Raw genomic sequence first — 10576 nt, 5'->3', positions numbered from 1 at the left:
TCAGTGGTGAGGGCTTCCTGCTAGAGATAGGGCAGGTGTTGCACTCACCACCTGAAACCGCCTGCCTTCACACCCCAATCTGCGTCCCTTCGACGCTGCTCCACGGGGCGGGAGCGGGCGGGGATGCGCCGGGATGCGCGGGTACACCTAAGCACCGAACGGGTGCGACGCGAGCAACACCTCAGCGGTGCGCTCAATATCGTCGGCGAGCGCCGCAGACGCCCCCGCCACATTGCCGTCGCGGAGGGCCGCGAGGATATCGGCGTGGCGGGCATGCAGGGAGCTTGTACTCAGGAGCACCCAGCGCGCCTCCCAGAACAGGGGGCCGCGGCGCAGCCACAGGCTCTCGATAAAGCCGAGCAGGAGCGGGGAGTGCGCGGCCCGAAACAGCGTGAACAGAAACTCGGTGTCGGCGCGCTGGGTGGCCGCAGGATCCCCGGCAGCTTTGGCCGCGGCGAACGTCTCAAGATGACCCTGCAGCGCGGCAAGCTCAGGCTCGGCTAGGTGTGGCACCGCAAGTTCAAGCGCGTGCGGCTCGAGGCGCGCCCGCAGCCCGGTCAGTTCCCGGAACTGCTCTCGGGTGAGGTGTGGAACAACAGCGGTTCCCGCGGGCGTGGTGTCGAGGGCGTGCTCGCTCACCAGGCGACGGATCGCGGCGCGTACCGGCATGGGGCTGAGGTCGAGCCGTGCGGCGACCCCGCGAATCGAGAGGCGCTCACCCGGCGCGAACCCACCGAAGAGGAGCGCGTGGCGGAGCGCAGCGTACGCCTCCTCTTCGAGCGCGCCGGCCTGGGCGGGGGCGCTCGAAGAGGGTTCCGGTGTGGGGGTCATCGTGTCCATTGAATCAGAGTGGCGCGGGATCGCGGACTGGGCGCTGCCGGATCGCGGCGGATTATTTTGTGATCACATTTTATGACATAGTGTGATCATAAACCACGCACCCGTCGTCTGTTCGCAAAGGAGCCCCACTATGTCCCACCTCTTCTACCAGGCCAAGGGCCGCCGCCCGGTCGGCACGCGCGCTGAGGGGATCACGATCTGGGATGAGACAGGACGCCCGGTGATCGACGGGGCGAGCGGAGCGATGGTCGTCAATATCGGCCACTCCAACGAGCGCGTCCTCGCGGCCATGCGCGATCAGCTCGATCGCGCCACTTTCCTCTACCGGCTGCAATTCGAAAACGAACCGGCAGAGCAGTTCGCGGCGGCGCTCGCGCAGCGCATGCCTGCAGACCTCGACAAGGTGTTTTTCGTGTCGGGCGGTTCCGAAGCCGTCGAGTCCGCGATCAAGCTCGCCCGCCAGTGGGCCGTCGCAACCGCTCAGCCCGAGCGCTGGAAGGTCATTTCCCGCTTCCCCAGCTACCACGGCTCCACGCTCGGCGCGCTTGCGGTGACCGGCTACGATCTCCTCACGCAGCATTACCTCCCCATGATGCAGCCGATGCCGAAAATCCCAGCCCCCACCGCATATCTCGACCGCGACACCCTCACGATGGCGGAGCGCGGGCTCCGATACGCCGACATGCTCGAGACACAGATCCTCGCCGAGGGCCCGGAAAGCGTCCTCGCATTCATCATGGAGCCCGTTGGTGGGGCCACCACAGGTGCCCTGGTGGCCCCCGACAGCTACTACGCTCGCGTCCGCGAAATCTGCGACCGCTACGGGATCCTCCTCATCCACGATGAGGTAATGAGCGGGGCCGGGCGTACCGGCACCTACCTCGCGGGCGACCACTGGGGCTGCCGTCCCGACATCGTTGCGCTGTCGAAGGGCCTCGGGGCCGGGTACACCCCGCTCGGTGCCATGATCGCGCCCGACCGCATCGTCGAGCCCGTACTCGCGGGTGGCGGCTTCGCACACGGCCACACCTACGCGGGCAACCCGCTGGCGAGCGCCGCCGGCCTCGCCGTCCTGGGCGAGATCGACAGGCTCGACCTGCTGAGCAACACCACACTCATGGGCGAGCGCCTCCTCGCCGGGCTGCGCGAACTCGCGGAGCGTCACCCGGTGATCGGGGACGTGCGGGGCAAGGGCCTCCTCCTGGCCGCCGAATTCGTGGCCGACCGGGACACGATGGAGCCGCTACCCGCCGAGCTCAACGCCCACGAGCGCATGGTGGAGCTCGCCTTCGAACGCGGCCTGATCCTGTACTCTCGCCGCACCCGAGGCGGCAAGAGCGGAGATCACTTTCTTGTGTGCCCGCCGATGATCGTGACCGCGGAGCAGGTGGACCAGATTCTCTCGATCTTGGACGACACGCTCGTGGCCCTGGAGCGCGAGCTCGGACTGCCGACGAGCTGAGGGGACCCCCGGTGACACACGACGCACTTCCCCTCCCCACGGGTTTCGTCGAGACCGCGACCGGCCCCGTGCCGCTCGCTGACCTCGGGCCGACGCTCTCCCACGAGCACCTCTTCATCAACCTCATGGCGGAGCGCAGGGGCGACGGCCTGCTCCACGACGAGACACTGATGACGCAGGAACTCGCCGTGTTTCGCGCGCAGGGCGGCGGCACGATCTTCGACCTGACAACCGCCGAGCTCACGCCCGGCTCCACACTGGATTCGGCACCCGACTTCGACGCGCGCTCGCCAGGGCAAACTCGGAACCCCCGCGCCATCGAGGGCGTGCGTCGGATCAGCGAAGCGACAGGGGTCCACGTGGTGCTCGGCACCGGGAGGTACCGGGATCCGTTCATCGACCCGGATCTGGTGGCACGGCTCGGCGTAGACGGCCTCGCGGACGAGATTGTGCACGATCTCACTGTCGGCTTCGGCGACACCGGGATCAAGGCCGGGCTGATCGGTGAGGTTGGTGCCGATAAGTGGTTCATCAGCGAGACCGAGGCGCAGGTGTTCCGCGCCGCGGCGGTCGCACACCGAGCCACCGGGGCGGCGATCTACACGCACGCGGCGCGCTGGAAGGTCGGGCTGGAGCAGTCGGAGCTGCTCACCAGCTGCGGCGTTGCGCCCGAGCGGATCGCGATCGGCCACGTCGACACGGTCCCGAGCGTGGAGTACGCGGTCGAGCTTGCGGATCGCGGGCACTATGTGGGGATCGACACGATCTACTCGAACGCGGCGTACTCCGTGGAGCACCGCGTGGCGCAGGTCCTGGCGCTCGTGCGTGCCGGACACCTGGAGCGGATCCTTCTGGCGCACGACGTCTGTGTCCCGTCCCTGCTGCGCGCCTTCGGCGGGCACGGTTTCGGCCTCGTGATGGGAGAGTTCCGCGCGTCCCTCCTCACGGCCGGGCTGAGCGAGGCCGAGTTCACCACCATCATGGTCGCGAACCCGGCCCGACTTCTTGCGAGTTGAGGCGGGTGCCTCGGTGCGCGTCAGCGCACCGAGGCCCGGCGCATTGCGAACCAGGTGCCAACCAGGCTGACCAGGATCACCACGAGCGCGCCGAGTGCGAGCCCGCCGCGGGTCAGTCCGCCGATGATCTCGCCGAGATTCGGAGCGAGCGCGAGCAGCACCAGCGCGAGCGCCAGGCCAAGCCCGAGGCCGAGTACGGCCGGCCCCTTCGCCCCGAAGCGCACCCAGATCGCGCCGAACAGGCCACCAACGGTGAGGCAGAAGAGCACCCCGAGGAACCCGGAGGCCGCGAGGATCCACGGATTTCCCGAGCCGACGGCGTAGGTGTCGAGCACGTACGTATTGGAGAACCAGTGCCCGGTTGCGAGTTCCAGGCCAAGCAAGATGACGAGCATCACCGCGACGTAGGCCGCCTGCAGGGCGTTTGACAGCATCGTGCCGATGATGAAGTTGCGGCGCGTGGTGCCGAGCGCCAGCGCGAACGGGTACGTAGTCGCGACCGCCTGTACACCGTAGTAGATCAGGAAACCGGGCAGCGACCAGACCACGCCCATGTTCATCCGGGCCCCGTCGATGTACTCGGCGCTGTCGCTCGGAAGGCCCGTGGCGCGCTGGATCGCGAGCGCGATGATGATCGACACGAGCAGCACCACACCGAGAATCACCGCCGGGGTGCCGAGAAAGTTCGTCAGCCGGTTCAGGTGGAGCCGAGTGACCTTCAAGATGCGGTTCATGAGCTGATCCCTTCAGCGTGGGGCGAGTCGGTCGCGGCGGCCTGCGCGTCATCGCCCAGTCCGTAGGCAGCGACGAGGTCCTGGAGCGAGACCGGGGTGATCTCGAGCCCGGCACCTTCTGCGGCGGCTCGGGCGTCGGGTGTGGGCGGCTCCGAGACGACCGCGGACGCGAGACCGCCGATCCCCCGCCGCGACAGCACGGGGCGTCCCACGAGGAACTCGGTGAGTCCTGCCGCCTTTCCCGCGACCTGGTAGGCGCCGCCGCGGAGCTCTTCCACGTCGGCGTGCCGCACAACGCGCCCCTGGTCCAGCACAATCACGCGTTCCAGGAGGCGGTCCATCTCGTCGATCAGATGCGTCGAGAGAATGATTGTGCGCGGGTGCTCGACGTAGTCACGCAGCAGCTCGTCATAGAAGATACTGCGCGCGGTCGCGTCGAGGCCCAGGTACGGCTCGTCGAAAAAGGTAATCGGAGCACGCGAGGCAAGGCCCAGCACAATGCCGAGCGCCGAGAGCTGTCCGCGGGAGAACTTCTTCACGATCGGTTTCGCGGGAATGCGGAACTGTGCGATCAGGCGATCCGCGAGCTCCTGCGACCAGTTGGGGTAGAAAATGCGGGCCGCCTGGATTGCGTGCTTCAGCTTGTAATCGTCTGGGTAGCGCTGGTTGTCACGCACGAAACACATCCGCTCGATTGTCTCTGCGCGCTCGAACGGATCGTGTCCGTCGATGGTGACGCTGCCCGAGCTCGGGCGATCCTGCGCGGTGAGCAGCGACATGAGTGTCGTTTTCCCTGCGCCGTTGCGCCCGAGGAGTCCGGTAATCACGTCGGCCTGGATGTCGAGTGTTACCCCGTCCAGTGCGGTCGCGCCGCGATAGCTTCGAGCGAGCTCGCGGGTCTGTATGGCGATCGAGGTCATGCGTCCGCCCCTCCCTGTGTGGTGATCAGTGCAATCAGTGCTTCGGTGGTGAGCCCGAGGCTGCGGGCCTCGGCGAGCAGCGGCTCAATGAACCGCTCGGTGAACGCGCGCTGTCGATCCTGCGAGATCTGCGCACGCGCCCCGGGAGAGACGAACATGCCGATCCCGCGTTTTTTGAAGAGCACACCCTGCTCAACGAGCAGGGTGAGCGCCTTTCCCGCGGTCGCGGGATTGATGCGGAGGTGCGCGGCGAGCTCGTTGGTGGAGGGCACTTGCTCGCCCTCCGCGTAGATCCCACGCAATACCTCGTCGGCGATCCGGTCTGCGAGCTGCAGGAAGATCGGCCGCGTATCGTCGAACATCATCACCTCGTTCACTGGTTCATTACTTCACTAATGAACCTACGAGGTGAGTGAGGCGATGTCAAGCGCCGGATCGACCCCCGACCACGAGCGCGGATGCCGAGATCCGAGACCCGCGGCTACCGAGAAACACCGCCACGGTCAGTGCGAACCACCCAGCGATAGCGACCAGCGTTTCCCCGAGCGAGAACTCGAAGCGTGCTCCCAGCACCGCCGCAACCATCCAGGGGGTCACCGCGACCGCGACCGCACGGGCCTGACTCGACCTACCACCCCAGGTGAGAGCCAGCGCCGCGAACAGCGCGAGCCCGACACCGAGCAGGATCCACCGCGACGCCTGCGCCCACATCATCGAGTCGAGCGCCGCAACCCTCCCGCCGAACAACACCGGGGCGCACACGAGGCCCCCGAAGCTCGCGAGCGTTGCGACAGCGGAACCCCAGACCCAGCGCGCGCGGAGCCGCCCGAGAAGCGCCAAGCCGGCCAGCAACGCGAAGAGCACCAGCGTCACCGCCGAGGGCAGAAGTGCGTCGGTGGCGACATATCGAGTGACGAGAAGTGCCAGGGCGAACCCCAGCGCGAGCGCCACGAGGCCACGGGCCCCACGCCGCACCCCGAAGCCGAACAGCGCTGCCGCGCTGAGCCACACCCCGACAAGCACAGCCCCAGCTGCGATCGACCCCTGGGGCGACAGGAGCACTTCATCACCCCGAGGCCGCAGCACAAAAGCGAGGAGGTACACGGCGCCCGCGGCCGCACCGGAGCCGAACGCGAGCGAGGCCAACAGGGCGCGGGACACCGGACTCAACATCCCACTTAGCCACAGCACCGCGGCGTGCCGGGCGATCGCCCACCGCTCCGCACGTGGGACGCAACTCCAGCCCGCCGCCTCCGCGGCATCCCCCAGCACGCCAATCGCCACGGCCTCGTGCGCGTCCCGCCAGGCCCGCGGGTGAAACCGGAAGGCCCGTTCGATCTGTCGCTGGACACTCACACTCATGCGAACCCCAGCCCCGAGCCGCGGACCGCTCTGCTCCGCCGCGCCGCGAGCCGATCCCGCGCTTCTGCGGCGATCCTTGCCGAGCGCGCTGCGGCATCCTCGAGGGCCGCCGCTCCGGCATCCGTGAGCTGGTAGTACCGCCGCGCCCGCCCGTCGGCAATCTCCTCGCCCGCAGCGACCACGAGCCCCTGCCCGGCCAGCCGCTCGAGCGCGGCATAGAGCGTCCCAACCTTCAACCGCACGCTGCCACCAGACAACACGTCAGCCTCTGCAATCAGGGCGTACCCGTGCTTTCGCCCCCCGGCAAGGGCCGTGAGGATCAGGAACGTGGGTTCTCGCATCTCTGGGATAGTCATGCATGGAGAATATTCAATTCATTTGAGTACGTCAACCGCTCCTCGCGCAAAATGACCGCACTCAACGACAACGCCCGCACCGAACTCGTGGGCAACGAGTCGACGACCCCCGCACTCGCAACACGAGCCCGCTCCCGTCACCCCCACTCAACATCCAGCCACGAGCCCGCCACGCCCGGCTGAACTACAGCCGTGTAATTCATCCACAGCCTGTGGATAACTCTGTGGGAAACGTGTGGGAAGAGTGTGGAAACTGGCGCAGCACCGCTATAAAGTCCCCGCCAGGGTCGAAAAAGTTGTGCACAGGCGGCTCGCTGGCCCTATATTGGGATGCAATACATCTATAGACGGAGTCTAAAGTTATGGCCAGTCGCATTGTCCCCGCACACACCCTGCCAGCCCCCACCGCGGGCATGCACCAGGCCCAGCGCCCCACCGGGGTGATCATGGCACTCGTGGTCATACTGTTTGCGTTCGTGGCGCAGTCCGTGATCACCGCTATCGCGCTCGTCACGCAGTCCTTTGTCACCGCGCCCCCTGGCGGCCCCCGCACGGCCGACATGCTGAGCCTGATGGCCACCCGCCCAGGTTTCCTCATTTCACTCTTGGGCTTCGGGGCGAGCCTCGCAACGCTCTGGCTCTGGGTGCGAGCCAAAGAACGTCGCCCCTTTGCAACCCTGGGTTTTGAACGCCGCGCTGTCGCGGGAGCGCAGATCCTCCGCGGGCTGGGGGTCGGCCTCCTCATGATGGTGCTGTGTGTGATCGTGCCCCTCATTACCGGACAAGCATCGCTCACCTGGGCCGCACCCGACGCGAGCGCGCTCCTGTTCATTGGCGCCATGTTCCTTGGGTTCCTCCTCCAGGGGAGCACCGAGGAGATCCTCACGCGCGGTTTCCTCACCCAGGCCGTTGCGCGCAGGTTTGGGCTGCTTGTCGGGATCGCAGTGCAGGCCGTCGTGTTCACGCTGATGCACGGCATGAACCCGGGGATGGGCCCGCTGCCGATCCTCAACCTGCTGCTGTTTGCCGTGTTCGCGAGTTGCTACACGCTCGCCGAGGGCAGCCTCTGGGGCATTTGCGCCATGCACGGGATCTGGAACTGGGCGCAGGGGAACCTGTTTGGTGTCGCGGTATCCGGCCAGAACGCCGCCGACTCGTTCTTCACCTACGAGAGCGCTTCCGGTGCCTCGACCCTGATCACCGGAGGCCCGTTCGGGATCGAGGGCAGTCTTGTTACCACTGTCGTGTTTCTCGCGGGAAGCGCGCTGGCACTCCGCGCCTACCGCCGCCGCCGCGCACTCCAGCAGATCTGACCATTCCCCTCCCCGGTCACCGGTGCTACGTTTGAAGTGTGGAATTATTCTTCCGCATCTTGGAATTAGCACAATCGCCCACCGTCGGGCGAAGGAGGGCCATCGTGTCGACACCACACCCTGAACTTCAGCCCGGAGACGTGCCCCCCACGGTCTCCTTCATCACCACAGCCGGGGCCACGCGAGGCCTCTCAGATCTGCTCGGCAAGAAGTCTGTCGTGTATTTCTACCCCGCAGCGTTCACCCCCGGGTGCACCACAGAAGCCTGCGACTTCCGCGACAACCTCGGCGCGCTCACGGCCGCCGGCTACGAGGTGTTCGCCGTTTCCGGGGATGACCCGGAGACGCTTGCGCGCTTCGCCGAAGAACTCGCCCTCACGTACACACTCCTGAGCGACCCCGATCATGCCGCCGCGCAGGCCTGGGGCGCCTGGGGCGAGAAAGAGATTAACGGCCAGACTGTGACCGGCGCCCTCCGCGCCACCTTTGTCCTGGGCGAGGACGGACGCGTCACGCATGCGGAGTACCGCGTGAACGCCGAAGGGCATGTCGCGCGGCTGCGCGAGCAGCTCGGCGCCTAAACACAGCCCCCAGCGAGTCCGCGCGCGACACTGTGCGCGGACTCACTGGTGTGCCCACACGCCCGCGCGAAGCACAGCCCGACCCTGGGCGGCCACAGTCTGACAATTCTGAGAAACAACAGTGTTCTGACTTGTGCCCCACCGAGCGTATGGCTACGCTCACTATCAGCAAACGGAAATCTACTTCCACAAGGTGGAATTAAGGCGAGCAATGTTGCTTTCACTTTTCAACACGCTTCCGCAGGCGGAGGCAGGTCAGTACGTCCGCCCCTGCGTGGACATCGATATCTGGGTGGATGCCGTCGTTGCGGGTCGCCCCTACGACTCGGTCCAGGCGGCCGTAGCCGCAGCCAACACCGCCGTTGCCGCCTGGACCGCAGCCGACCTTGAGCAGGCGCTCGCGCAGCACCCCCGCATCGGGGAACACGCTGCAGGTGCATCCCAGGAAGCACAGTTTTCTCGCGCCGAACAGGAGAGCACGGGCATCAATAGTGTGACCGCGTCCCAGCTGCTCGCCGGTAACCGGCAATACGAGGAGCAGTTCGGCCGAGTGTTTCTCATTCGCGCCGCTGGGCGGTCCGCACCCGAGATCCTCACGGAACTGCAGCGGCGGCTCACGAATACCCCGGAGACTGAAATCGCCGAGGTCGCAGACCAGCTCGGCCAAATCGCCGCACTTCGACTGGAAGGACTCCTCGAATCATGAGCCTGATCACTACCCACGTCCTTGACGCCTCGCTGGGTCGACCCGCGACCGGAGTCGCCGTCACGCTCCAGACCGGCGACGGCACCACGATCGCCTCGGGCGTCACCGACAGCGACGGCCGGATTGCGGACCTCGGCCCCGAGTCGCTCCCCGCGGGGCACTACACGCTGCGCTTCGCCGTGGCGGACTACTTCGCCCGGATTCAGACGCCCGCGTTCTACCCGGTCGTCTCCATTGACTTCACTGTCCGCAGCGAGGAACTGCACTACCACGTACCGATTCTTCTCAGTCCATTTGCATATTCCACCTATCGAGGGAGCTAAGTAGATATGTCCAACACCAACATCGTGCTCGGTGACAACCAGTTCGGCAAGGCCGAGAACCACCTGGTCAAGGTCACCAAGAACGGCGACCGGCACACGATCGAGGACCTGACCGTCATCTCGCAGTTGCACGGCGACTTCGCCTCCGCATACTACGACGGCAACAACGAGCACGTCGTCCCCACTGACACCCAGAAAAACACTGTCTTTGCGTTCGCCAAGGACGGCGTCGGGTCCCCCGAGGACTTCCTCCTTCGCCTGGGCCAGCACTATGTCGATGACTTCGAGTGGGTCACGGGCGGCCGCTGGGGTGCCCGTCAGGTGGAGTGGGACCGGATCCCCGTGAACGGCGAGGGCCACGACCACTCCTTCTACCGGGGCGGCTCGGGTGGCGAAACCCGCACCGCGGTCGTCAAGATCGACGGCGAGAAGCAGTACGTCATCTCCGGTCTCGAGGACCTCTCGGTCCTCAAGACAACGCAGTCGGGCTTCGTCGGCTACCCGGTCGATCAGTACACGACGCTCAAGGAGACCACTGACCGGATCCTCGCCACAAGCGTCACGGGCCGCTGGCTCTACAACACCACAGACGTGGACTTCAACGCCACGTACGAGTCGGTCAAGAAGATCCTGCTCGAGGTGTTCACCAACCACTACTCGCGCGCGCTGCAGGAAACGCAGTACCTCATGGGCAAGGCTGTGCTCGAGGCGCACCCCGAGATCGACGAGATTAAGTTCTCGATGCCAAACCTGCACCACTTCGTCGTCGACTTCACGCCGTACGGGATGGAGAACGACAACGAGGTGTTCTGGGCGGCACACAGCCCCTACGGCCAGATCGAGGGCACGTTGCGCCGCGAGAGCCTCGGCGACACCGACAAGATCTGGAAGGGCGTTCCGGCCTTCGTCTAGTCAACACTCGTGGGTTTGGGTGGTCGACGGAGCCACCCAAACCCACACCCT

The 10576-nt window shown here is 66.2% G+C and carries 13 protein-coding genes; 7 read left to right on the top strand and 6 right to left on the bottom strand.

Features of this window, described 5'->3' with window-relative positions; all coding sequences use genetic code 11:
* Nucleotides 1-147: 147 nt before the first annotated feature.
* Nucleotides 148-831: a GntR family transcriptional regulator gene (locus FM113_RS02810; RefSeq protein ID WP_176387057.1), complete on the bottom strand. Its 684-nt coding sequence runs from the start codon at nt 829-831 to the stop codon at nt 148-150.
* Nucleotides 832-970: 139 nt separating this feature from the next.
* On the opposite strand from FM113_RS02810, the gene FM113_RS02805 reads away from it, so the two are divergent.
* Both FM113_RS02805 and FM113_RS02800 read left to right on the top strand, forming a co-directional pair.
* Complete coding sequence (locus FM113_RS02805; protein ID WP_087011279.1) at nt 971-2302, top strand: aspartate aminotransferase family protein; 1332 nt, start codon at nt 971-973, stop codon at nt 2300-2302.
* A gap of 11 nt (nt 2303-2313) precedes the next feature.
* A complete protein-coding gene (locus FM113_RS02800; RefSeq protein WP_087011277.1) occupies nt 2314-3318 on the top strand; it encodes a phosphotriesterase in 1005 nt (334 codons plus the stop codon).
* Nucleotides 3319-3338: 20 nt separating this feature from the next.
* Here FM113_RS02800 and FM113_RS02795 read toward each other — a convergent pair whose 3' ends face one another.
* From FM113_RS02795 to FM113_RS02775, 5 genes are read right to left on the bottom strand one after another with little or no spacing between them, the layout of a single operon-like run.
* Entirely contained in the window at nt 3339-4052 is a 714-nt protein-coding gene (locus FM113_RS02795; RefSeq protein WP_087011274.1) for a hypothetical protein, read from the bottom strand.
* A complete protein-coding gene (locus tag FM113_RS02790; protein ID WP_087011272.1) occupies nt 4049-4972 on the bottom strand; it encodes an ABC transporter ATP-binding protein in 924 nt (307 codons plus the stop codon). The genes FM113_RS02795 and FM113_RS02790 overlap by 4 nt, the downstream gene beginning before the upstream one ends.
* The gene (locus tag FM113_RS02785) at nt 4969-5349 is read right to left on the bottom strand and encodes a GntR family transcriptional regulator (protein ID WP_254908839.1); all 381 of its coding nucleotides are present in this window, start codon (nt 5347-5349) and stop codon (nt 4969-4971) included. Before FM113_RS02785 ends, FM113_RS02790 begins: the two co-directional genes overlap by 4 nt.
* A gap of 46 nt (nt 5350-5395) precedes the next feature.
* Nucleotides 5396-6334 (bottom strand): hypothetical protein, encoded by a 939-nt coding sequence (locus tag FM113_RS02780; RefSeq protein WP_087011270.1) that lies wholly within the window; start codon nt 6332-6334, stop codon nt 5396-5398.
* Nucleotides 6331-6690, bottom strand: a complete 360-nt coding sequence (locus FM113_RS02775) for a PadR family transcriptional regulator (protein WP_087011268.1) — start codon at nt 6688-6690, stop codon at nt 6331-6333. Before FM113_RS02775 ends, FM113_RS02780 begins: the two co-directional genes overlap by 4 nt.
* 362 nt (nt 6691-7052) lie before the next feature.
* On the opposite strand from FM113_RS02775, the gene FM113_RS02770 reads away from it, so the two are divergent.
* The 5 genes from FM113_RS02770 (at nt 7053) to pucL (ending at nt 10525) form a co-directional block, all read left to right on the top strand.
* Complete coding sequence (locus FM113_RS02770; RefSeq protein ID WP_087011266.1) at nt 7053-8003, top strand: CPBP family intramembrane glutamic endopeptidase; 951 nt, start codon at nt 7053-7055, stop codon at nt 8001-8003.
* A 140-nt stretch (nt 8004-8143) separates the two neighbouring features.
* Complete coding sequence (locus FM113_RS02765) at nt 8144-8584, top strand: peroxiredoxin (RefSeq protein ID WP_087011295.1); 441 nt, start codon at nt 8144-8146, stop codon at nt 8582-8584.
* A 211-nt stretch (nt 8585-8795) separates the two neighbouring features.
* On the top strand, nt 8796-9290 hold the full coding sequence (uraD, locus tag FM113_RS02760; protein ID WP_087011264.1) for a 2-oxo-4-hydroxy-4-carboxy-5-ureidoimidazoline decarboxylase: 495 nt from the start codon (nt 8796-8798) through the stop codon (nt 9288-9290).
* The gene (gene uraH / locus FM113_RS02755; protein WP_087011261.1) at nt 9287-9613 is read left to right on the top strand and encodes a hydroxyisourate hydrolase; all 327 of its coding nucleotides are present in this window, start codon (nt 9287-9289) and stop codon (nt 9611-9613) included. The genes uraD and uraH overlap by 4 nt, the downstream gene beginning before the upstream one ends.
* A gap of 6 nt (nt 9614-9619) precedes the next feature.
* Entirely contained in the window at nt 9620-10525 is a 906-nt protein-coding gene (gene pucL, locus FM113_RS02750; protein ID WP_087011259.1) for a factor-independent urate hydroxylase, read from the top strand.
* Nucleotides 10526-10576: the final 51 nt, after the last annotated feature.

Source organism: Leucobacter sp. 7(1), from assembly GCF_900163635.1.
Lineage (GTDB): Bacteria > Actinomycetota > Actinomycetes > Actinomycetales > Microbacteriaceae > Leucobacter.
The sequence above is the reverse complement of the archived record's forward strand: the minus strand, read 5'-3'. Positions and strand labels throughout refer to the sequence as shown.